This is a genomic window from Collinsella aerofaciens, from assembly GCF_015553355.1.
Taxonomy (GTDB): domain Bacteria; phylum Actinomycetota; class Coriobacteriia; order Coriobacteriales; family Coriobacteriaceae; genus Collinsella; species Collinsella aerofaciens_V.
Genome location: NZ_JADNGN010000034.1, coordinates 1 through 20,944 on the forward strand (window position 1 = coordinate 1; position 20,944 = coordinate 20,944).

Sequence of the window (20,944 nt, forward strand, 5' to 3'; positions counted from 1 at the left end):
CCGGGACTCATCGAGAGGGCGCGCGCAGAGAGGGGCGATGCCCCGCTGGCCTAGCCTGAAGGCAAAACGGAATAGACGGACCGACCGTACGGCTGAGTCTGGGAAGAGGTGCCGGGCGGCGGGCGGAGCATGGCCACCGGACCCATCGAAACACATCTCCACCGTTCCTTCAACTGGGAAAACGACGCCCCCGTGGCCTGAATGGGGCCTCGGGGGCGTTCGGCTAACTGCGGGAACGGCCTGTCCGCTCAATGTGTTCGGCTGAGATCGGAAATCAACCAATTGTTGGACAGTTGTCTGTTCTGTCCGCTCGCTCGCCCCAGACCCCGCGCGCGGACCCATGAGATTTCCTGCTCTACAGTCCTGCTCGCACGAAGAGCACATTAAGTGCTCTTCGGCTCGTGCGGAACTCGCGATAAATCTCATGGCCCCCGCGCGCGGGGTCTGGGGCGAGCGAGCTGCGGAAAATCGGTTGGTCCAGAGCAATATCGTGCGAAAGGAATCTAGGCAGAATTTTTGTCTGTACGGACGAGCCGATAGACAGGGCGCGCTATCCCCTTCTTCTAAGTTGCGGTGAAATATGGACTGATTTTAGGGTTGAAACATTTAAACAGTCCCTATTTCACCGCAAGTTAGAAGAAGGGAGATGAAAAAAGGCGGAGGCCCTGGAGAGGGGCTCCGCCTTTGTTACAGGGGGCGATGTTATTCGCGTACTGTGGAATTAGACCAGGCGGGCGTTGATCGTCTTGGCGATCTCGGCGGCGTCGGTGGAACCCTTGACGGTGGCACGGAAGTCCTCGTCCATGAGCGCCTCGGCGACCTTGGACAGGATCTTGAGGTGCGTAGTGCCGGCCTGGGCACCGGGGATGAGCAGGGCGATAGCCACGTTGACGGGAGCGCCGTCCATGGTGTCCCAACCGGTCACGCCGGACTCGTCCTTGACGACGATCACGGCAGCCTCGCTAATGGCGTCGGACTTGGCATGCGGGATGGCGAAGCCCTCCATCATGCCCGTGGTGCCCTCGGCCTCGCGGGCCAGGAAGGCGTTCATCACGGCGTCGGCGTCGCTTGCGATACCGGCCTTGACGGCCTGGTTGGAAACGAAGCTCAGAGCCTCGTCACGAGAAGCGAAGTCCTCGGCGACAAAGACGTTCTCGACCTTCACGAAGTCGGCAGTCTCGGCCTTGGGGTCCTCGACGGCAGCGGCCTTGGGGGCCTCAACGGGCTTGGCTACAGGAGCGGCCTTCTGATTCTTCTCGAAGTCGTACTTCTTGAAGGCCACGAACAGGATGCCACCGACCACAGCGCCGATGAGGATCGCGAGGACCCACAGCGGACCGTTCTCGACAACGGGCAGGACCAGGAAGCCACCGTGAGGCGCCGGATCGTGAACGTTGAACATAATGGTCAGGATCGAAGCGATAGAGGAACCGAGCATCATGATGGGCATGACGGGCCAGATGTTCTTGGTCATGAACGGAATGGCGCCCTCAGTAATGTGGGTGCAACCAAGGATGAGGTTGACGACACCGGCGTCGTGATCCTCCTGGCTGAAGTACTTCTTGCCGACAACGACAGCAAAGGTGGTGATCAGCGGCGGAACGATGCAGGCGGCGGAGACGGCAGCCATGAAGTTGGTGCCGAAGTTGTAGGTATCGGTGCCAACACCGGCGGCCAGAGCCTCGGTGAGCATAGCGGTACCGGTGACGTAAGCAGCCTTGTTGACCGGGCCGCCCATGTCAAAGGCGCACATGCAGCCAATGGCAAGACCCAGGACAACGGCGCCAGAGGCGGACAGGCCCTTGAGGAAGTCCATCATGGCGGTGTTGATGGCAGCCATGGGGCCGGAAATGCCGAGCATGACCAGGCCGACGATAGCCGTCGAGAACAGCGGGTACAGGAAGATAGCCTTGAGGCCGTCCAGGTTCTTGGGCAGACCGGCAAAGACCTTCTCGAGCAGCAGGATGACATAGCCGGCGAGGAAGCCACCGACGATGCCGCCCAGGAAGCCGAAGCCCACGCCGGCGCCACCGGCGTCGATCATGCCGGTCTCGGCGTTAACAGGCAGGCCCTGGATGGCGATCATACCGGCAACAAAACCGGGGACGAGCGCCGGGCGCTTGCCGATGGACTCGGCAATATAGGCGGAAAGCACCGGAACCATGAGGTTCATGGCGATGCCGCCGATGATCTTGAGCATCGCAGCAAAGCTGTTGTAGTCAGACGCCGTCGAATCGAAGGACGTAATGCCCCACAGGAACGAAACGGCGGTCAGAACACCACCGGCAACGACGAAGACCAGCATGTGGCTGACGCCGTTCATGAGGTGCTTGTAGATGATGTGGCCGATGGACTCCTTCTCCTCGACCTCGTCCTCGACATCGGCAGCGGCTGCAACCGTGCTGTCGCCCTTGGCGGCGAGCGCGCGGTCAATCAGCTTACCGGCGGCCTCAACGGACAGGGCCTTGGAAACACCAACGGAAACCATGGGCTTGCCGGCGAAACGCTCAGCCTGGACATCCTTGTCGGCTGCGACGACGACGGCCTTGGCACCAGCGATCTCACTCTTGGTGAGCTCGTTCTCGACACCGACCTGGCCATGAGTCTCGACCTTAATGGTCAGACCGCGCTCGGCAGCTGCCTTCTCCAGCGCCTCCTTCGCCATGAAGGTGTGCGCAATGCCGGTCGGGCAACCGGTCGCGGCGATGATGTCAAACTTAGCCATGTGTCCCTCCTTCTTGAGTACAGCGCCCGCGGGCGCTCCCCTACACGCGCTTCGATGCGCGTTTTTCCACAACTGAAAGATACCAACCTACCGTCCGCGTGAGAAGAGCTAAGGTGCAAATCTCCGGTGAAAGGTTCTTTCATAACCGTAAACGGTAAGTGAAAGTTTACCATCAACACTTGAAACGGCAAGGTGTATCTTGTAATTGAAAATGCCCGTATACTATGGCATTGCAAATCAAGCTAGATTTTCATGCCAACCAGGAGCCATCCATGACCGATAGTAGCAAGAGCGCACTTTCCCTCATTAGCACCCATCAGGGATACAGCGAGTCCGAGCAGCGCATTGTCGACTATATATTGGAGCACCAGTCCGAGGCGCCACGCCTCACGGCCGCTCAGCTCTCGCGCGCCGCTGCCACGTCCGAGGCGACCGTTTCGCGCTTCTGCCGCAAGCTGGGCTTTGGTAGCTTCCGCAGCTTTCAGTTTTCGTTGGCGAGGGATTTGGAAAGCCAGCGCAACGAGGGCCTGACCGACGAGGTCTCGCTCGACAATATGGAGCAGAGCCTCAAGAACATCCTGGCTGCCAAGGTGAGCGAGCTTAATGCGACCATCGACGGGATCGACCACGATACGCTGGCGGCTGTTGTGCATGCCCTTAAGCATGCAGGGGTTATTGAGTTTGCAGCTGTGGGCAATACGAACGCGGTCGCGCTCGATGCGACGTTTAAGTTTTCGCAGCTGGGCCTCCGCTGCATGGCGAGCACCATTAGCGAGACATCAATCGGTTTTGCGCTCACGTTACGCCCGGGTGACGTCATCGTGCTAATCTCAAACTCTGGCAAATCGCGCCGACTGAATCGCATGGCAAAAGCGGCTCGCAACTGCGGCGCAACCGTAGTCGTCATCAGCAGCGACAGCAAATCCCCGCTCGCGCGTCTGGCAGACTACACTTTTAATACCGTCAACCACGAAGCGCTGCTGACGACAGGCGACTTTGCGTTCTCTAAGATCAGCGCCACGATGATCATCGAAGTCATCTACAACTTCCTGCTGCCCGAGATTGAAGACGCTCGCGAACATATCAGCTACTACGAGGAGCTCATCCAGCCGGACAAGGTCGTTGAGTAGGTAGATTGGGGAGCCGATAGACGCCTCTCGTCACGAAACCCGCCCATCTACTACGTTTAACCGCAACCGCCAACCATACACCCAAAATAGAGAAAACCGCAGGTGTTCTACCTGCGGTTTTCTTTTTGCAATTCTTGGCATAGTTGCCGATGCCCTACCAAACGTAGTAGATGGACCCGTTTCGTGGCGGCCGGGTTGGACATGTATGTGGCGGCTCGGCCTAGGCACGCGCCTCCGCAAGCATCTGCCTGGCGTGCGCCAGGCTTGCCTCCGATTGATCGCCGCTCAGCATACGGGCGATCTCTGCGGTGCGGGCACCACCGGTCACCTCGTCCAGGTGCGTCTGGGGAACATCGCCTGGCTCCTTGCTGACCACGTAATGCTTGTCAGCCATGACGGCGACCTGCGCCAAGTGGGTTACGACAATCACCTGATGCGTAGCGGCGAGATCTGCCAGCACGCCCGCGAGTGCACGCGCCGTGGAGCCACCGACACCAGCATCGACCTCGTCAAACACAAGCGTATCGACACCGTCCGCATTACCGAGGACAACTTTGCTTGCCAACATGACGCGGCTGAGCTCGCCGCCCGACGCAATTCGACGCAGGGGACGCGGCGTCAAACCAGCACCGCTACGGTATAGCAGCTCGTAGCTCGAAGGACCAACGGGCGTCCACTCAGCACGGGGAAGATCGCGCGACTCCCAGACGAGCTCGGCGCCGCCCATTTCCAGGCGAGCCATCTGGCGGCCAACCTCGTGGCAGAAGCGCGGGGCCGCCGTATTGCGAGCGCGCTTAAGTGCCTTGGCAGCGGTAAACAACTCGCGCTCAGCGCTCCCGAGTGCCTCACGCGCCTTTTTGATCTGCTCATCGCCATCATCGACCAGGGACAGCAGCTCTTGCGAGCGATCGCGCATGGCAAAAACATCGTCCATGGTAGGACCCCACTGACGCAGCAGGCCCTTGAGGTCGGAATACCGCTCACGCATGCGGGCGAGCTCGCGCGGGTCGAAGGCGACCCCATCGCGATAGGCACGAAGCTCGTTCGCGCAATCCTCAAGGGAGATACAGGCATCCGAAAGCGCATCGGCAATGTCGCCCAGTTTGCGATCGACGGTAGCCATACGGGAAAGCTCTGCCACGGCGCTGTTCACGGCATCGAGCGCTCCCCCTTCGGAGGCAAGCGATGCATGGGCATCGTTAGCCGTGGCAACCAGTACCTCGGCATGTTCGGAGCGCGGCAGCAGTTCCTCGAGTTCCTCATACTCGCCCGGCTTGGGGTCGACCTCGCCGATGCGCTCGAGGGCAAAGCGCGCCTCCTCGACGCGACTCCCCTGCGCACGCGAGGCCTCTTCGACACGTCGAACCTCCTTGGCGGCAGCACGCGATGCCTTAAAGCAGGCGCGGTACGCATCCAGCGCCTCGAGCGCAGAGCGTCCCGCCCAGGCATCGACCATCGCAACGTGATGCGCCGGGTCGAGCAAGCGCTGATGCTCGTGTTGGCCGCACAGATCCATCATCACGCCAACGCGCTCCGAAAGCTCGCGCACACTGGCGATGCGACCGTCAATCTTCACGCGGCTGCGGCCCTCGGCAGAAAGGGTGCGCTGCACGGTGAAACCCTCCGTGTCGTGTGGACCGTCGAACAGCCGCGCCTCGACGCTCGCCATCGCCTCGCCCTCGCGCACCGTCGACGAATCCGCGCGCTCGCCCAAAATAAGCTTAAGAGCCGAGAGCAGCGCGGTCTTGCCGGCGCCGGTCTCGCCGGTCAGGACAGTCAGGCCGGCACTCGGCACCAGCGTCGCCTCGTGAATGAGTGCAATGTTAGAAACCTGCAGCTCATCGATCATGACGGACTCCGTAGAATACGCGGCTCACCGAGTTATAGAAGCTCTCGGGGCCGTAATCCAGCAGCAGCACATCACCGGGCCCGCGGCGCACCGCCACGCTCTCAACGGTGCCATCGCAGGTAATAAACTGTCCATCGATAGCGATCGCCGGAACGCTCGGACGATCATCAGACATAAAGATTTCGACGACATCACTCGGCGATGTCAAGAAGGCACGGGCCTGAATGGTGTGCGGCGCAATGGGTACGCAGACCATGCCCGTATAGTCGGGGCTCACGATGGGGCCACCGGCACTGAGCGCGTAACCCGTAGAACCAGTCGCCGTGGACACGACCACGCCGTCGCCACGCAGTCGGTCGATATGGTGGCCCGCCACCGTGATGTCAAACTCGACCATATCGGACAGCGGACCGCGCGTGAGCGCCATGTCGTTGAGGGCGAAGGTGCGCACGACATCCTTCGTACCGTCTTCGCGCACGGACACGATATCCGCGGCGATGGTGGCGCGACGGCTCACGTGCAGCTCGCCGGAAAGGGCGTCGCTCACGACCTGCAGAATGTCGCGCTCCTCGGGGCTCGCAGCTGTTAAAAAGCCCAGGTGACCATAGGAAAGACCGAGGATAGGAATCTCGCGATGGTTGAGGATGCGGGCAGCGCGTAGCAACGTACCGTCGCCGCCGAGCGTAATGACCAGATCGGAGCCGTCAATATCAGGCGTGCTCTGAATCTTGGATCGCTGGTCGGCAGCCCATGCGACCTCATAGCCCTGGCGCGTCAGCCAAAGCTCGAGCATCAGGCCGCTCTCGACCGCCTCTTGCTTGTAGTAATTGGGAACCAGAAAGACCTTCATAGCGTTGCAGCTTTCTCGCTCAAAACCGATACCTGGGATTGCAACTCGTCATCGGAGCGCTCACCGGGGGCAAACCTCGTGCCGTACAGGAAAAACTCAACGTTGCCCTTGGCACCATGGATAGGCGACACGCACACGTCGACCGGGAACAAGCCCTTGGCAGCAAAGAGTTCAACCGCCGCCACGAGTGTATCGCGGCGCACGGCGGGATCGGTCACAATGCCGCCCTCGCCCACCAGCGCCGCCGGAGCCTCAAACTGCGGCTTTACGAGCGTACAGAATGCACCCGTAGGAGCCATGCACGCCAGTACCGCATCGATAATGTTCGCGATGCTGGTAAACGAGACATCACACACAGCCAGGTCGATGGCGCCGGCATAGCCAAGCTCAGGCAGCTGCGTCACGTTTGTGCGCTCATGCAGCGTTACGCGATCGTCCTGACGCAACGACCAATCGAACTGGGCGCGACCCACGTCCACCGAGACAACGGTCGCAGCTCCGCGCTTGAGCAGGCAATCGGTAAAGCCGCCGGTAGAGCAGCCCACATCCAGGCAGGCAAGGCCCGTCGGATTGATGCCAAACGCATCAAGTGCGCCTTCGAGCTTAAGACCGCCACGGCCAACATAGGGAATGCGCCCCTTCACGTGCAGCGGCAGCCCCGGGATCACCTTAAGCCCCGGCGAAGTCAAGCGCTCACCGCCACTCGAGACCAAGCCGGCCATAAGAGTGCGAAGGGCATCCGCGCGATCGGCGCAGATGCCCTGTGAAATCAGTTCGTCATCAAGACGCACGCGTTTCATGAATGCCATCAACCATTCGTATCCGGAGATGCGGCCTAACTATCCTGGGATTCGTTTGCCGCATCCTCATCGTATTCCTGCTCGAGCTTGTCGGCCTCACGCGGTGTCAACTCAAACTTGTCGACCATATCGACCGCGCGGGAGCCCAGCTCAATCGCTTCGTCAAACAAATCGAGCGAACGCTCCAAGGAGGTATCCTTGGAGCGAACGGTAGCGATGATCTGATCCAGACGGTCCGAGATCTCGTCGAAGTTGCGGACGGAACCCTCTGGCATGGCTACTCCTCGACGGAGTCGACAACAGCCTCGGCGGCGTCCGAATCCTCGGCCAGCACGCCAGCCTCAGCCTGGGCAACCGCAACCTTGGCGGCAGCCTCGGCGGCCTGGGCCTCCTCGCGGGCACGGTCCTCGGCCAGCAGCTCTTGGTACAGGTCCTCGCCCGGCAGCTCCTCGCTGCGAGCGATCTTGCCCAGCACGCCGTTGACGAACGACGCAGACTGGTCGGTGCCATAGGCCTTGGCAAGCTCGACGGCCTCGTTGATCACGATGGCGTCCGAAACCTCCTCGTCGGTGAGGAAACGCATCTCGTAAACGGCGATACGCAGCAGATTGCGATCGGCGCCGGGCATGCGCATAAGATCCCAGTTCTTGGCAACGGAGCGCAGAGCGCAGTCGATGCGATCGATATGCTCATAGGCACCGCGGCACAGCTCCAGAGCATAGGGATCGAGGGGACCCTTCGAGATCAGGAAATCACCCTCGAGGACGCGCTCGAGCGGACTGTCCGTGGCCTCGGCCTGGAACAGCAGCTGCAGCGCCTGACTGCGGGCAAGCGTACGCCCGCGATAAACCTTAAGGCTCAAAGGTTACTCCTTGGGGAAAACGAGGCCGTCGATGCAAACGTCGACGCGCTCGACCTCAACGCCCACTTGGGCATCGATGGCGGCGACCACGGCGGCGCGAACGGCCTCGGCGAGTTTCTTGAACGGATAGCCAAAGAACACCACGACACGCACGGTGAGTGCGAGCTTGTCGCCGATGACCTCGGCCTCGACCGCCGGCTCGGAAGCGGGGGCCTTGGACGAGAGCATCATGGAGACAAGGTTGGTGGCAAGGTCCTTGACGCCAACGGAGGCGATGCCCTCGACATCGGACACGGCGCGCGAGACGATGGCGGTCAGAACATCGGGCGAAATGCCGATACCGTCAATCTTGATTTCCTGGGGCATGAGTCCTCCTAGAAGAGTTGGTTGCTAGACGCGGGAGACGAACTTGCCGTCGCGGGTGTCAACCTTGATGACCTCACCCTCGTTGAGGTACATGGGGACCTGGATGACAGCGCCGGTGTCGATCGTGGCCGGCTTGGTGGAACCCTGGACGGTGTCGCCCTTAAAGCCCGGGTCGGTCTGGACGATGGTGGTCTCGATGAACATCGGCGGGGTCACGCCCATGAGCTCATCGTCGGCGAAGAGCAGCTGGCAGATGTCGTTCTCGCGCAGCCACTTGGAGTTCTCGCCCACCATGTCCTCGGGAACGGGAACCTGCTCATAGGACTCGTTGTCCATGAAGATATAGTCGGTGCCATCGTTGTAGAGGTACTGGAACTCACGGGTGGTGAGCATGACGCTCTCGAACTTGGTGCCGGCGTTGCAGGTGTTCTCGACGACACGGCCGCTCTTGATGTCGCGGGTCTTGTAGCGCACAAACGCGCCGCCCTTGCCCGGCTTGACATGCTGGAACTCGACGATGGTGTAGACCTTGTCCTTGATGCGGAGACCGAGGCCGTTCTTGAAGTCGGCGGTAGAAATGGTAGGCATAGCGACCTTTCTTGTTATGGGCAGAACGCACAAGCGTCCAAATTACATACGAAAGAAATTATACACTTGCAGACGGCGCCTGCGGCGAGCGCATAAAAAGAGAACGCGGGGCGTCCGAATCGATCCGGACGCCCCGCCCCAAAAAATCTATCGAAATGGGCTAGCAATCGATGATGTGCAGGTCATGTGGCGTCTTGGTGAAGGGCTCGTAGCCGTTCTCGGTGACCACGCCGTAGTCCTCCAGGCGCACGCCACCCACACCGGGCAGGTACACGCCGGGCTCCATGGTGACAACCGAGCCGATCTCGATGGTGTTCTTGCTGCGGTTGAAGTTGGGCAGCTCGTGGATGTCGATACCAACGCCGTGGCCCAAGCCATGGTTATAGTAATCGCCATAGCCGGCATCGCCGATGATCTTCTTGGAGAGCTTGAAGATATCGTTACCCTCGACGCCCGGATGGATAGCGGCGACGCATTCCTCGTGCGTGCGGCGCACGAGTGCGTACAGGTCGACCTGCTCCTGCGTGGGCTCGCCCATCACGACGGTGCGTGTCATGTCGGAGCGGTAATCACAGTAGCCCGCGCCGTAATCCATAAGAACGAAATCGCCCTTCTCGATCACGCGGTCGCTCGGCACGGCATGCGGGTTGGCGGTGTTGGGACCGCTCGCCACGATGGAGCCGAAGGCAAGGCTGTCAGCGCCGTTGGCGAACATAAAGTTCTCGAGCTCGTTGCGAACCTGCTTCTCGGTCATACCGGGCTTAATAAAGCCGAGCATGTGCTGGAAGGCGGCGTCAGTGATCGACTGCGCATGGCGCATGAGCTCGATCTCCTCGGCATCCTTGATGGCGCGCATCTTGCGAATGTCGTCGTGCATCAGCGGCAGCATGCAGGCAACGGAGCGATCCTCCAGGCCGCGCTGAATACCCTGGTAGAAGTTAATCTGCATATCGTCCTCGACAGCACAGACACGGCACTTGTTAGCCGCAATCTTGCCGGCGACCCAGCCGGGGATGGTGCCCTCGTCCATGTCGAAGACCCAGGGGCTGCCGGCGGGCGTGTTCTCCTCAAAGCTGTTGAGGTAGCGCGAGTCGGTGTGGAACAGGCACTGGTCGGCCGTAATAAACGCCGCGTGCGGGAATTCAAAGGTGTAATCGAAAACGCCCTTCACGCCCGTAAGCCAACGAAGGTTGGCCTCGTCGCGCACCACGATGGCGTCGTAGCCACGCTCGGCCATCAAGGCACGGACACGCTCGATACGACCGGCAGGACCGGCAGCAAACTCAGACATGCAGATTCCTTTCTTGTTGTCTCTATATAGACGGAACGGGTCTCAACCGAACGACGGAATCGCATACGATCCGCAACCGATTGAAAACCCGCCCCTCAACATGATACGAAAGACGATGGAAGTCAATAAATCTTAGAGAAGTTCTTTGCGAGAAGCCAAGTAGGCATGAGCATGGCGCTCAAGAACCTCGTCCTCGACGCTCGTTAGGCGAATGGCGCCGAGTGCCGCGGGCAGCGGCAACATACTGCGGTTCGAGCGGGCGAACTGCTGCCTGCGGAACTCCTCGATAAACGCGGTGGGCTCCAGGTCGAAGGCAAGTTCCTCGATGCCAAAGTCCTCCAGGCAGTCATCGACCTCAAAGACGTAATCGATATCAAAGTCGCAGGCATCATGTGCTAGGCGCGCCTCAAAGCGCATGCCCTCGGATAACAGCTGATAGGCAGGGACCTGCGAAGCGGCATCGCCCAAGCAGGCGCGCAGGGTACGCTCCCCCGTCTTGCCAAAATCGAGCGCATGGCGAGCGCTCGGGTTCGTGGCCATCAGTACGTCCTTACGGGCAGTCTGAGACCATTGAACGGCATTGACGAGCGCGACCTCCTCGCCCGCGAGAATCTCGGGGACGGTCTCAGTAAACTGATTCCAGCGGGACTTACTGCTCGAAAGCATGGTGCCAACAAGCACCACAAAGCCGAGCTTGAGGTCCTCGGGGTCCGCCTCACGAACAAGGTCGAGGTCACACACGACCAAGCCCGGTTCGGGACGGAACGCGATAGCGGGAAGCGCATTGGCAGACGAGGCGACGAGCGGCTTCATGGTCGTCGCGACCGTGAGCATGGCGTCGAACGTCGTCGGCAGCAACGCGCACTCGGTGCGGCCGCACCACTGATTGGCACACCAGCTAACAACCGAGCAGGTTGCGGCATCGCCAACGGCGACAACCAGATCGTCACAGGTAATGCCGTTGGCAGACAAGGCGCCAAAGACGGTATCGGCATCGGCCAGCGTAGCACCGGCAGGTGAAACCTCGAGGACGAGCAGCGACACGGCAAAGCCGGCGTCGACCAGCGCATGCTCAACGACCTCGCCAAAACGCTCTGACGTGGCGGTGTTCCAAACGACCATCGCACGCTTAGGCTTGCCCACAGCCGAGGCAAACATGCGCGACAGCTCCTCGAACGCACCCAATCCGACGCGGACATCGACACTGCGGTTTTGGAAATTGATCAGTTGACGGCGAATCATAGCAGTCCACGCTCCAAAAGCATCTCGGCACAAAGGTAGGAAACGTCCTCGAAGGACTTGTTGCGAATATCAAGGGTAATATCGGCGGCCTGGCGATACAGCGGACGGCGATGCTCAAACAGGCGCGCAGCATGCTCGGGCGAGCGGAAATCGGGCCGGGTATCGGAGCGACGAATCTGACGCAACGAGTCCTCAAAGTCGCCTTCGAGGTACACGCACGTACCCATTTCGTGCATCAGCTCAATATTCACCGGCGTCTCGACGATACCGCCACCGCACGAAACCAACAGACTGCGCTCGCTTTGGAGCGAACGGAGCGCCGAGGTCTCGAGCTCGCGAAAACGATCCTCACCCTCGGTCTCAAAAATCTCGGTTACCGACTTGCCGCAACGGCGGACGACTAGGCGGTCGGTATCGATAAAACGCCGCTTGAACATAGTGCCGACGTTGCGCGCGAGCGTCGATTTGCCCGCGCCCAAAAAGCCGATAAAGAAGATATGGTCGCAGCCGTGTTTGGTGTGCTGGGACATGACGAGACCTATTCCTCGCAGGGAAGGTCGCGCAGGGCCCGGCGCTCAAAGATACGGAAGATCTGCGTATACCACAGGTCCTGCGTGGCCTGCGGCTTTACCAGGATGGTATCGACGCCGGCGAAGTTGCCGCTCCACACGTCCGTGTAGAGCTGATCACCGATCAGCACCGCCTCGTCGGCCGTGGCGCCGAGGCGCTTAAGACCCGCCTTGAGGGCAAACGGCGCCGGCTTCATGGCATGGCTGATGGCCTCGAGTCCCAGCTCGCGTGCTGATGCCATGACCTGGTCGCGATGCCAGTTGTTGGACACCATGCACAGCTTAAAGCCTTTGGCGCGGGCGGTATCGAGCCAAGCGGAAACCGCAGCGGGAACCTGCTCGGTGTCGCGCGGCACCAAGGTGTTATCGCGATCGAGCAGAATGGCGCGTTTGCCGTCGGCCCAAAGGGTATCAAGGTCGATGCGATCGACCGAGGCAACGTAACGTTTGGGGCTAAAAATCCTCATGCTAATTCCAAGACTGTTGATGCTCTTCGTAGGTTTGCGAGAAGTACTCCTCGTCCTGCGTAATGTAGAAATACAGGTCATCGGAGTCGGTCGGCTCAAGCGTGGCCTTGAGTGCCTCGAGCGACGGAGAGCAGATGGGCGTGGGTGGCAGACCCTCATGCTTATAGGTGTTATACGGACTATCGCTCTGCAGGTCGTCGGCGGTAACCTCGCCACCGGTGACATACATCATGGTCGCATCGCTGTTGAGATAGCGCAGGCCATCGAGCTTTCCGGCAAGGCGATTGTAGAAGACCGAGGCCACGTGCGCGCGCTGGTCGGCGTTGAGGCCCTCACGCTCAACGATAGAGGCCAAGTTGACGATGTCGTAGTCGGACATCTCCACACCGTAGCGCTCCTTGATCTTGGCTTCGCAGCTCGCAAAGTCAAGCGACTTGTACTCGGTCTTAAACTGATCGAGCATGGCGCGAATCACATCATCGGCCGTCGGCGAATCGCCCAGCGAATAGGTCTTGGGGAACAGGAAGCCCTCGAGCGAATCGTTCGCGGCGCCCTCAAGGAAGCTATAGTCGTCCACGTAGTTGGAGGCCTTGGCCTGGTTGAGGAAGTCTTCCTTAGAGATGCTGTCGTAGGCCTGGGCCACACGGTCGGCGATTTGATCGACCGTTAGGCCCTCAGGGATAGTCAGCGCATTGGAGCCCGCGTTGGGGCCTTCCATGAGCTGCTGAACAACCTTGGTCGCATCCATGAGCGTAGTGAACGAGTAGGTGCCAGGCTTAAGCGACATATCGGCGTTGAGCTTTTTCACCGCCGCATAATAATCCTTGGGATTTTCGACGATATGGTTCTCGGAGAGAATCGAGGCGATAGTATCGCCCGAAGCACCATCGGGAATGGTCACCGTAACCTGCTGACCAGCCGTGACCTTGGTATCCCCACCGGCAAAGAAGCCCTTGACGACCGGCACGACAAAGAAAGCGATCGCAGCAAGCGCGAGCACCGACACCACAACGCCGATGATCATGGGAACCGGAGAACTCTTCTTTTGAGCACCGCGACGAGCATGCGTGTTGTAGCTCGAGCGGGTCGCCGGAGCAACGCCATGCGAACCGCGAGCGTGATGCGAATGCGATTGGGGGGCCTGCGTTCGCTGGGTAGGTGCCTGCTGCTTAAAGCGGGTGCCGCCTGCAGGCTGGGCCGTACGAGCAGTGGGCTGCTGAGCCGCGTGAGAAGCCGAATGCTGAACCGAACGAGCAGAAGGCTGCTGACCCGTCCGTTGAACAGGTTGGGCCGAACGAGAGAAGGACTGCGCCGGGCGCGCGGCAGGCTGAGCTGCGCGCTGCGTCGGCTGTGCCGGACGCTGGCCAGGCTGGGCAGGGCGCGACGCCGGCTGCTGTGTACGATTCGGCTGGCGCGGATCGGAAGCACTAGGCATGCGAAACCTCCTCGTTTTTTCGATCGAGCCACGTCTGCAAAAACAGGCTGGCGGCAATCATGTCGATCTTGCCCCTCATCTGCTTTTCGTTGAGTCCCTGCTCGCGCAGGATACGCTTGGCCTCTTGCGAGGACAGACGCTCGTCCTCAAACTCCAACGGAAGATCGAGCTCGTCGGCAATCTTTTGCGCCACAGCGGCAACGCGCTCGGCCTGAGGGCCGGGCTCACCGGCCATGGTCAGGGGACGTCCGCTTACCAGGATGTCGGGCTCATAGTCCTCAACCAGGTAGCGGAACGTCTTGGCCATACCGGTGACCTCGGCAGCCGGAAGCACCTTGACAGGCATCGCCATCTTGCCATCACGGCTCGAGACGGCGATGCCAATCCTGGTCTCCCCTATGTCCAGCGCGAGCGCAACCACAGCGACTTCTTAGATTCTTAGGCGCCGAGCGCGGTCTTAGCGGCCGCGAGGGCATCGGCGATGCCGGCAGCATTCTTGCCACCGGCCTGGGCCATGTTGGGACGACCGCCACCGCGACCGTCGACCAGACCCGCGATCTGCTTGATCACGTTACCGGCGTGGAAACCGGCCTTGACGGCGTCATCGGAGCCGGCAGCGAGCAGGGCCGGAGTGCCCTTCTCAGTCACGCTGGCGACGACACAAGCGACAGGGCCGGCGACCTTCTGATGCACGGTATCCCATACGTTGCGGAGGTCGGCAGCCTCAAGGCCCTGGAGCTCAGCGACAACGAGCTTATAGCCGTCGAGCTCGACGGCGACCTCGATGGCGCTGGAGATGGCGTCGGAGGAGCCACCGGTCAGAGCCTTCTTGAGCTTATTGGACGTCTCGCGCAGCTCGGCCTGCAGGTTCTCCACGCGAGCGGGAACCTCGTCGACGCGGCACTTGAGCGCAGTAGCAGCGGCGTCAACGAGTGCCAGGCGGTCGGCCATATAGTCGAGGGCACCCTTAGAGGTCACGGCCTCGATACGGCGGACATTGGAGCCCGTGGAGGACTCGGAAATGATCTTGAACAGGCCGATCTCGGCGGTGTTGGCAGCGTGTGTGCCACCGCAGAGTTCGCGGGAGAACGGCTGGTCCTCAGCGCCCACGGAGACAACGCGGACGACGTCGCCATACTTCTCGCCAAACAGGGCGACAGCGCCGGCAGCCTTAGCCTCGTCGATGCCCATGACACGGGTCACGACCGGCTTGGAAGCGAAGATCTGCTGGTTGACCAGGTCCTCGACAGCCTTGAGCTGCTCGGAGGACAGGGCCTCGAAGTGTGTAAAGTCAAAGCGCAGGTGCTCGGGCGTCACCAGCGAGCCGGCCTGGGAGACGTGCTCGCCCAGGACCTGCTTAAGGGCAGCGTCGAGCAGGTGCGTGGCGGTGTGGTTGCGGCGCAGGAAGCCACGGCGCTCGGCGTCGAGCGCGGCGGTCACAGCGGCACCGACGGTCAGCGTGCCCTCGGCAACGTGCGCGACGTGGGCATACAGGCCGTTGTGGTTCTTGGTATCGGAAACGGTAAGAACAACGCCCTCGGCGGAAAGCTTTCCGGCATCGCCCTGCTGGCCACCCATCTCGGCGTAGAACGGGGTGCGGTCGAGCACGACCTCGACGTCCTCGCCGGCGGCTGCGGACTCGACGGACTCGCCGTTGCGCACGATGGCGACAACCTTGGCGCCCTCGATCACATCGTTGTCATAGCCGTCGAACTCGGTCGCTGCGACCTTGTCGGAAAGCTCAACCCACACATCGTTGAAGCTGCCCCAGGCATCGCCCTTGGCGTTAGCGCGGGCGCGGGCCTTCTGGTCCTCCATGCAGGCGGTAAAGCCGTCCATGTCGACATCGTGGCCAGCGGTGCCGGCGATCTCGACGGTCAGGTCGATGGGGAAACCAAAGGTGTCGTGCAGCTTAAAGGCAACGTCGCCCGGAAGGACAGCGCCGTCGGCGAGCGCGGCCAGGGCCTCGTCCAGGTAAACGCGGCCGTTGTCGAGCGTCGTGGAGAAACGCTCCTCCTCGGAGGCGACGATGCCCTTAACGAGCGCGACGTTCTTGAGCAGCTCGGGATAGGCCTCGCCCATCTGAGCGTTGACCTCGTCGATGAACTTGGTCAGGAAGGCGCCCTCGATGCCCAGCAGGCGGCCGTGGAACACGGCACGACGAAGCAGGCGGCGCAGGACGTACTCGCGGCCCTCGTTACCGGGCAGGATGCCGTCCGAGATCATAAAGTCGACGGCACGGGAGTGGTCGGCGATGATGCGCAGGGAGCGGCTGGCGCCGGAGTAATCGTCGGCGTCATAGGTCTTGCCGCTGATCTCCTCACCGAGTTTGATGAGGTGCTGCATCAGATCGCCGTCGTAGTTAGCGGTCTTGTGCTGCATGATAGCGGCCATGCGCTCCAGGCCCATGCCCGTATCGAGATTGCGGTGCGGCAGCTCCGGCATGGAGCCGTCCTCCTGGCGGTCGTACTGGGTAAACACGAGGTTCCAGAACTCAAGGAAGCGGTCGCAGTCGCAGCCGGGCTTGCAGTCGGGGCTGCCGCAACCGACCTCCTCGCCCATGTCAAAGTAGATCTCGGAGCACGGACCGCAGGGGCCGGTGGGGCCAGCGGCCCAGAAGTTGTCGTCCTCGCCCAGACGCGAGATGTGATCCTCGGCAACGCCCAGGGAGCGCCACACGTCATGGGTCTCGTCGTCCTCGGTAAAGACGGTGAAGTACAGGCGGTCGAGCGGCAGCTTGAACTCCTTGGTGATGAGCTCAAAGGCCCAAGCGCAGGCCTGCTGCTTGGAGACGCCGCCAAAGGAGAAGTCGCCAAGCATCTCAAAGAAGGACAGGTGACGGCCGTCCTCGCCGATGCAGTCGATGTCGTTGGTGCGGACGCACTTCTGGCAGGAGATCGCGCCGATCTCCTTCATGGTCTTCTTGCCCTGGTAGTACTCCTTAAACTGGTTCATGCCGGCGTTGGCAAGCAGCAGCGAAGGATCGTCGGGGACGAGGGACGAAGAAGGATAGAGCTTAAGACCGCGCTCCTCAAAGAAATTGAGGAACTTAGAGCGAATCTCGGCCGTAGTCATTGACGGGTAGTCAGCACTCATAGAGGGAATCTCCTCGGTTTCACATCGAAACAGTTCAAACGTAACGATATTACCATCCCACCGCGCATGTGCAAAAAAGAGGGCCGCCAAACAGCGACCCTCCAGCGAAAGTGCATGTTATTTAGGACTAAGCAATCCTTTAAAAATGGTTTTAGTATAATACCAAATAAGAATCATCCGGAAGGAGCGACCGATGAATACCAAACGATTTGTCCTGAATGCACTTCTGGTTGTAGCACTTTTAGCGCTCTTGGCCTTCTCCCAATGGTACGCAAACCAACCAGCATTTGGCTACGTACTGTATGCAGTGACGTCCGGCGACAACGCTTATTGCCCTCTACGCGCAATTGACGTTCTCTTTTTCTATGTAGCCGGCCCCTTATCAGTCGCTTTGCTCGTGTTTCTTGTCTTTTACAATATCAAGAAACGTTAACGGAGCTTATTTGGAATCCGAATCGTCCATGGAGCCGTCGATGCCGGTTTTGGTGTCGTCATCCGTATTGGAATCGTCATCCTTGGCGAAGGGGTTCTTGAAAAAGCCTGTCGCGTCGGGCTGAAGACCCGAGAGCTTAATCCAGGGATTCTCGAGCTCAGGCTTGGGCATAGCTTTGGCCTCGGGCGCGGTCTCGTTGCCAATGAGCTCGGACTCGTAGATAAACGTGTCGTCTCCAAGCGCGTCATAGGCGGCGACCGGGTTGCCCTCGGCATCGCGAAACGGCGTGCCCTTAAACACGGCGCCATCATATGCCACGAGCTGGCGGCCGGTCTCGTTCTCGAAGTAGTAGACGAAAATGCCCTTGAGGGCCGCGCACAAGGGGATGGCGATGACCATGCCAATGGGGCCCATGAGTGCCGAACCAATAACGAGGGCCGTCAGGCTCATAACGGGATGCACCTGCACCGAGCTCTGCATAACCTTAGGCGAAATGACGTTGTCGGTGACATTTTGCGCCACCATGGTCACGACAAGCGTCCACAACGCCAACATGGGGCTGAACATAAAGCCGAGCACCGTGGCGATCGCCGCGCTCACCCAGGGACCGACAACCGGAACCAAATGCATAATGCCGGTAAAGATGGCCATGAGTGCGGCATACGGATGCCCGATGATCGTAAAGCCGATAAAGGCGAGGATGCCACCGCAGATCGACGTTACAACCATGCCACGCATGTAGCCGCCGACCGAGCGCGAAAGAATCGCGACCATAAAACGGTACGAGGTCTCCTTTTCCTGACCAATGATGGTGCAGACCTCGTGGTGCATGCGGGGATAGTCGCAGGCCAACCAATAGGCAAGCACCAAGCCCAGGAAGATGACGAACAGCTGCGAGGCCGTATTGGTAATGAGCGGGAATACACCGCGGCCAAGCTCGGCGGCAATCTGTGAGACATACTTGGACGCCACCGTGACGAGCGAAGAAAGGTTATCGTCCAGATACTCCTTGAGCGGCGTGTTGTTGAGCGTCTTGGCATGCGAGATCATCTCATTGAGGTCGCCACCGGCAACACGAGGCTGCTCGGGCAGGCGGCTCAGGACTTCCATGATCTGACCAAAGAGAATCGGCGACAAGATGCAAACGACGCCGACGAGCACGGCAACGACCACAATAAGCGCGATGAGCGAACCGATGCCGCGATTCACACCATGGTTCTCGAGCCAGTTGGTGATCGGCGACATCACAAAGGCGATGATGAACCCGACTGCCAAAAACTCGATAACCGGCGCCAGGATGCCCATAAGGTTAAAGATGACGGCAGCGATGACAATGCAGCCGACGACGCCCCAAATGCGCAGCGTCAGAATACGGGTATCGCGAAGCGTGCGGTCGGTTTGTTGGGGGTGCTCACTCATGAACGAACCATCACTCCGTCGGGGTCAATCTTGTCTTGAATCTTCTTAAGGGTACGGCGCAGCAGGCGCGAGACCTGTACCTGCGAGATGCCCAGCTTCTTGGCGATCTCGATCTGGGTCATGCCCTTCACAAAGCGCAGCTCGATCACCTCGCGCTCGCGCGGCGAGAAATCGCGAATGGCCTCCTCAATCACCAGGCGGTCATCGGTAAAGTCGAGCTCGTTGTCGTCGTCGGCATAGCGGTCGAGAATCGAAGGCGCATCGTCGGAGTCGGATGCACCGGGTGCCTCGATGGGCACCGAGGTATAGGCCGAGGACGATTCCATGGCTTCGAGCACCTCGTCGACGGTCACGCCCAAGTAATCGGCGATTTCCTCAACCTTGGGCGAACGCTGCAGCTCGTTGGTAAGTTTGTCAGTAGCCTGGTTGACCTTGGCCGAGAGCTCCTGCAGACGACGAGGTACGCGCACACTCCAGCCCTTGTCGCGAAAATGGCGTTTGATCTCGCCCAGGATAGTGGGTGTCGCAAACGTCGTGAACTCGAGTCCGCGCTCGGGATCAAAACGGTCGATAGCCTTGAGCAAGCCCAGATAGCCGACCTGCATGAGGTCGTCGAGCGGCTCGCCGCGATTCTTAAATTTGTTGGCAAGAAACCTTACCAGGTTCATATGGGACATGACGAGCTGCTCACGGGCGTCCGGATCACCGGTCTCCTTGTAACGACGAAACAGCTCGCGGGTTTTCTCCTTGTCCCAAGCGGTCTTGCCGCTCCGGGAACGTTCGGTCATATTAGATATCCGCCTTGAGGTCGAGGGAAAGCGTCAGGGGCGCCGTAGTCTTTTCGTAGGAGTCGCACACGCTCGCGAGGATGAGCTCGGCATACACCGCAGCCTGGTCGTCTTCATCGACCGTAGCCTGGTCGCCAAAGGTAATAGTCATGCCAACGTGGGTCTCATCGACATCGAATTTGATGGTGATGTCATCGCAGTCGACCGCGGTGCAACCAAAGATGAAAGCCTCCTCAGCAGCCATGCGGATGTCCTCGATGCGATCGACAGACATAGAGCACAGGGCACCAACGTTGGCTGCCGTCATGCGCACAAGGCGAGCGAGACGCGGGTCACCGGCAACGGTCAGCGTGATAGGGCAGGTTGCTTCGCTACTCATCGCAGGACTCCTCAGAGGTCTCGGCGGGCGTATAGGTGTAATACTGAGCCGGCTTGGATACAGACTTCTGACCATCATCGTCGCCCGCGGCGGCCTCGTCCTCGCCAATTAGGACGCGCTCGGTAGGCCGCTCTGCCTCCGCAGCAGCAGCGGCGAGCTTGCGCTCGGTGTCAGCCGCAGGAGACTTCACCTTATTGAAGAGCTTCTGCACAGCACCGGCGGCAGAGTCGGTCACGCTCGACACAGCATTGCTGGCCTCGGCCATGCTGCCCGTAACCTCGGAAATGTCGCGAACCACGGCTTCGACCTCTACGAGATTGGAGGTAAGGGCATCAACTGCCGTCTTGCTCGACTTAAGCAGCGGCTCCATCTGGGCAAGCGCCGGCGTAAGCTCATCGACAGCGCCATCGAGCTTTGCCACCACAGGCTGAGCCTCGGCGATGGTGTTGTTGAGGTCGTTCACGGTCTTATCGAGCGAGTCGACAACGGTGCGGGTCTTACGCAGGGTAAGCGCGAGCTCAACGATGGCCCACACGCCGGCAACGGCGAGCAGCAGCAGGGCGATTTGAATGGGACTCATGCAAGCCTCCCAAAGGAATCGATATACAGACGGGTTCCATGTTACCCCAAAGGGGACCGAACATGCCAAGAGCAG

At 60.3% G+C, this 20,944-nt stretch carries 21 protein-coding genes; 2 read left to right on the plus strand and 19 right to left on the minus strand.

Going from position 1 to position 20,944, the window contains the following annotated elements:
- Positions 1–721 precede the first annotated feature (721 nt).
- Positions 722–2,725, minus strand: coding sequence for a fructose-specific PTS transporter subunit EIIC (locus I2D57_RS08135; RefSeq protein ID WP_195362119.1), 2,004 nt, complete (start codon positions 2,723–2,725; stop codon positions 722–724).
- Between the two features lie 272 nt (positions 2,726–2,997).
- On the opposite strand from I2D57_RS08135, the gene I2D57_RS08140 reads away from it, so the two are divergent.
- Positions 2,998–3,855, plus strand: coding sequence for a MurR/RpiR family transcriptional regulator (locus I2D57_RS08140; protein WP_226790721.1), 858 nt, complete (start codon positions 2,998–3,000; stop codon positions 3,853–3,855).
- A 220-nt stretch (positions 3,856–4,075) separates the two neighbouring features.
- Here I2D57_RS08140 and I2D57_RS08145 read toward each other — a convergent pair whose 3' ends face one another.
- The 14 genes from I2D57_RS08145 to alaS all read right to left on the minus strand — a co-directional run bounded on the left by I2D57_RS08145 (position 4,076) and on the right by alaS (position 17,270).
- Entirely contained in the window at positions 4,076–5,704 is a 1,629-nt protein-coding gene (locus I2D57_RS08145) for a DNA repair protein RecN (RefSeq protein WP_195362120.1), read from the minus strand.
- Positions 5,694–6,554 (minus strand): NAD(+)/NADH kinase, encoded by an 861-nt coding sequence (locus I2D57_RS08150; protein ID WP_195362121.1) that lies wholly within the window; start codon positions 6,552–6,554, stop codon positions 5,694–5,696. Before I2D57_RS08150 ends, I2D57_RS08145 begins: the two co-directional genes overlap by 11 nt.
- Positions 6,551–7,354: a TlyA family RNA methyltransferase gene (locus I2D57_RS08155; RefSeq protein ID WP_229055705.1), complete on the minus strand. Its 804-nt coding sequence runs from the start codon at positions 7,352–7,354 to the stop codon at positions 6,551–6,553. Before I2D57_RS08155 ends, I2D57_RS08150 begins: the two co-directional genes overlap by 4 nt.
- Positions 7,355–7,389: 35 nt before the next feature.
- Positions 7,390–7,629 (minus strand): exodeoxyribonuclease VII small subunit, encoded by a 240-nt coding sequence (locus I2D57_RS08160; RefSeq protein WP_006233978.1) that lies wholly within the window; start codon positions 7,627–7,629, stop codon positions 7,390–7,392.
- A gap of 2 nt (positions 7,630–7,631) precedes the next feature.
- Complete coding sequence (gene nusB, locus I2D57_RS08165) at positions 7,632–8,216, minus strand: transcription antitermination factor NusB (RefSeq protein ID WP_138112426.1); 585 nt, start codon at positions 8,214–8,216, stop codon at positions 7,632–7,634.
- Between the two features lie 3 nt (positions 8,217–8,219).
- Entirely contained in the window at positions 8,220–8,582 is a 363-nt protein-coding gene (locus I2D57_RS08170; protein WP_035138197.1) for an Asp23/Gls24 family envelope stress response protein, read from the minus strand.
- A gap of 24 nt (positions 8,583–8,606) precedes the next feature.
- Positions 8,607–9,170: an elongation factor P gene (efp, locus tag I2D57_RS08175; RefSeq protein WP_006233983.1), complete on the minus strand. Its 564-nt coding sequence runs from the start codon at positions 9,168–9,170 to the stop codon at positions 8,607–8,609.
- A 160-nt stretch (positions 9,171–9,330) separates the two neighbouring features.
- Positions 9,331–10,461 carry a M24 family metallopeptidase gene (locus tag I2D57_RS08180; protein ID WP_195362123.1) on the minus strand — a complete coding sequence of 377 codons (1,131 nt, stop codon included), beginning with the start codon at positions 10,459–10,461 and terminating at the stop codon, positions 9,331–9,333.
- Between the two features lie 132 nt (positions 10,462–10,593).
- The gene (locus I2D57_RS08185) at positions 10,594–11,703 is read right to left on the minus strand and encodes a hypothetical protein (protein WP_195362124.1); all 1,110 of its coding nucleotides are present in this window, start codon (positions 11,701–11,703) and stop codon (positions 10,594–10,596) included.
- Positions 11,700–12,233, minus strand: coding sequence for a shikimate kinase (locus I2D57_RS08190; RefSeq protein WP_195362125.1), 534 nt, complete (start codon positions 12,231–12,233; stop codon positions 11,700–11,702). The genes I2D57_RS08185 and I2D57_RS08190 overlap by 4 nt, the downstream gene beginning before the upstream one ends.
- 8 nt (positions 12,234–12,241) lie before the next feature.
- Positions 12,242–12,739 (minus strand): YqeG family HAD IIIA-type phosphatase, encoded by a 498-nt coding sequence (locus tag I2D57_RS08195; RefSeq protein WP_117639353.1) that lies wholly within the window; start codon positions 12,737–12,739, stop codon positions 12,242–12,244.
- A gap of 1 nt (position 12,740) precedes the next feature.
- On the minus strand, positions 12,741–14,174 hold the full coding sequence (gene mltG, locus I2D57_RS08200) for an endolytic transglycosylase MltG (protein ID WP_229055703.1): 1,434 nt from the start codon (positions 14,172–14,174) through the stop codon (positions 12,741–12,743).
- Positions 14,167–14,595 (minus strand): Holliday junction resolvase RuvX, encoded by a 429-nt coding sequence (gene ruvX, locus I2D57_RS08205; protein WP_035138185.1) that lies wholly within the window; start codon positions 14,593–14,595, stop codon positions 14,167–14,169. The genes mltG and ruvX overlap by 8 nt, the downstream gene beginning before the upstream one ends.
- Positions 14,596–14,612: 17 nt before the next feature.
- Complete coding sequence (gene alaS, locus I2D57_RS08210; protein ID WP_195362126.1) at positions 14,613–17,270, minus strand: alanine--tRNA ligase; 2,658 nt, start codon at positions 17,268–17,270, stop codon at positions 14,613–14,615.
- Positions 17,271–17,463: 193 nt separating this feature from the next.
- On the opposite strand from alaS, the gene I2D57_RS08215 reads away from it, so the two are divergent.
- Complete coding sequence (locus I2D57_RS08215) at positions 17,464–17,703, plus strand: hypothetical protein (RefSeq protein WP_195362127.1); 240 nt, start codon at positions 17,464–17,466, stop codon at positions 17,701–17,703.
- Positions 17,704–17,709: 6 nt separating this feature from the next.
- Here I2D57_RS08215 and I2D57_RS08220 read toward each other — a convergent pair whose 3' ends face one another.
- The 4 genes from I2D57_RS08220 to I2D57_RS08235 are packed head-to-tail and all read right to left on the minus strand — an operon-like array spanning position 17,710 to position 20,869.
- On the minus strand, positions 17,710–19,122 hold the full coding sequence (locus tag I2D57_RS08220; RefSeq protein WP_195362128.1) for an AI-2E family transporter: 1,413 nt from the start codon (positions 19,120–19,122) through the stop codon (positions 17,710–17,712).
- The gene (locus tag I2D57_RS08225; protein WP_117842483.1) at positions 19,119–19,910 is read right to left on the minus strand and encodes an RNA polymerase sigma factor SigF; all 792 of its coding nucleotides are present in this window, start codon (positions 19,908–19,910) and stop codon (positions 19,119–19,121) included. The genes I2D57_RS08220 and I2D57_RS08225 overlap by 4 nt, the downstream gene beginning before the upstream one ends.
- A 1-nt stretch (position 19,911) precedes the next feature.
- The gene (locus I2D57_RS08230) at positions 19,912–20,289 is read right to left on the minus strand and encodes an ATP-binding protein (RefSeq protein WP_006233993.1); all 378 of its coding nucleotides are present in this window, start codon (positions 20,287–20,289) and stop codon (positions 19,912–19,914) included.
- Entirely contained in the window at positions 20,282–20,869 is a 588-nt protein-coding gene (locus I2D57_RS08235) for a hypothetical protein (protein WP_195362129.1), read from the minus strand. Before I2D57_RS08235 ends, I2D57_RS08230 begins: the two co-directional genes overlap by 8 nt.
- Between the last annotated feature and the right edge of the window lie 75 nt (positions 20,870–20,944).

Coding starts and splice junctions, on each gene's coding strand:
- I2D57_RS08230 (WP_006233993.1), bottom strand. CDS start 20,289: ATGAGTAGCGAAGCAACCTGCCCTATCACGCTGACCGTTGCCGGTGAC.
- I2D57_RS08215 (WP_195362127.1), top strand. CDS start 17,464: ATGAATACCAAACGATTTGTCCTGAATGCACTTCTGGTTGTAGCACTT.
- I2D57_RS08235 (WP_195362129.1), bottom strand. CDS start 20,869: ATGAGTCCCATTCAAATCGCCCTGCTGCTGCTCGCCGTTGCCGGCGTG.
- I2D57_RS08195 (WP_117639353.1), bottom strand. CDS start 12,739: ATGAGGATTTTTAGCCCCAAACGTTACGTTGCCTCGGTCGATCGCATC.
- I2D57_RS08180 (WP_195362123.1), bottom strand. CDS start 10,461: ATGTCTGAGTTTGCTGCCGGTCCTGCCGGTCGTATCGAGCGTGTCCGT.
- alaS (WP_195362126.1), bottom strand. CDS start 17,270: ATGAGTGCTGACTACCCGTCAATGACTACGGCCGAGATTCGCTCTAAG.
- efp (WP_006233983.1), bottom strand. CDS start 9,170: ATGCCTACCATTTCTACCGCCGACTTCAAGAACGGCCTCGGTCTCCGC.
- I2D57_RS08220 (WP_195362128.1), bottom strand. CDS start 19,122: ATGAGTGAGCACCCCCAACAAACCGACCGCACGCTTCGCGATACCCGT.
- I2D57_RS08145 (WP_195362120.1), bottom strand. CDS start 5,704: ATGATCGATGAGCTGCAGGTTTCTAACATTGCACTCATTCACGAGGCG.
- I2D57_RS08160 (WP_006233978.1), bottom strand. CDS start 7,629: ATGCCAGAGGGTTCCGTCCGCAACTTCGACGAGATCTCGGACCGTCTG.
- I2D57_RS08140 (WP_226790721.1), top strand. CDS start 2,998: ATGACCGATAGTAGCAAGAGCGCACTTTCCCTCATTAGCACCCATCAG.
- mltG (WP_229055703.1), bottom strand. CDS start 14,174: ATGCCTAGTGCTTCCGATCCGCGCCAGCCGAATCGTACACAGCAGCCG.
- I2D57_RS08225 (WP_117842483.1), bottom strand. CDS start 19,910: ATGACCGAACGTTCCCGGAGCGGCAAGACCGCTTGGGACAAGGAGAAA.
- I2D57_RS08150 (WP_195362121.1), bottom strand. CDS start 6,554: ATGAAGGTCTTTCTGGTTCCCAATTACTACAAGCAAGAGGCGGTCGAG.
- I2D57_RS08190 (WP_195362125.1), bottom strand. CDS start 12,233: ATGTCCCAGCACACCAAACACGGCTGCGACCATATCTTCTTTATCGGC.
- I2D57_RS08155 (WP_229055705.1), bottom strand. CDS start 7,354: ATGAAACGCGTGCGTCTTGATGACGAACTGATTTCACAGGGCATCTGC.
- I2D57_RS08135 (WP_195362119.1), bottom strand. CDS start 2,725: ATGGCTAAGTTTGACATCATCGCCGCGACCGGTTGCCCGACCGGCATT.
- I2D57_RS08185 (WP_195362124.1), bottom strand. CDS start 11,703: ATGATTCGCCGTCAACTGATCAATTTCCAAAACCGCAGTGTCGATGTC.
- I2D57_RS08170 (WP_035138197.1), bottom strand. CDS start 8,582: ATGCCCCAGGAAATCAAGATTGACGGTATCGGCATTTCGCCCGATGTT.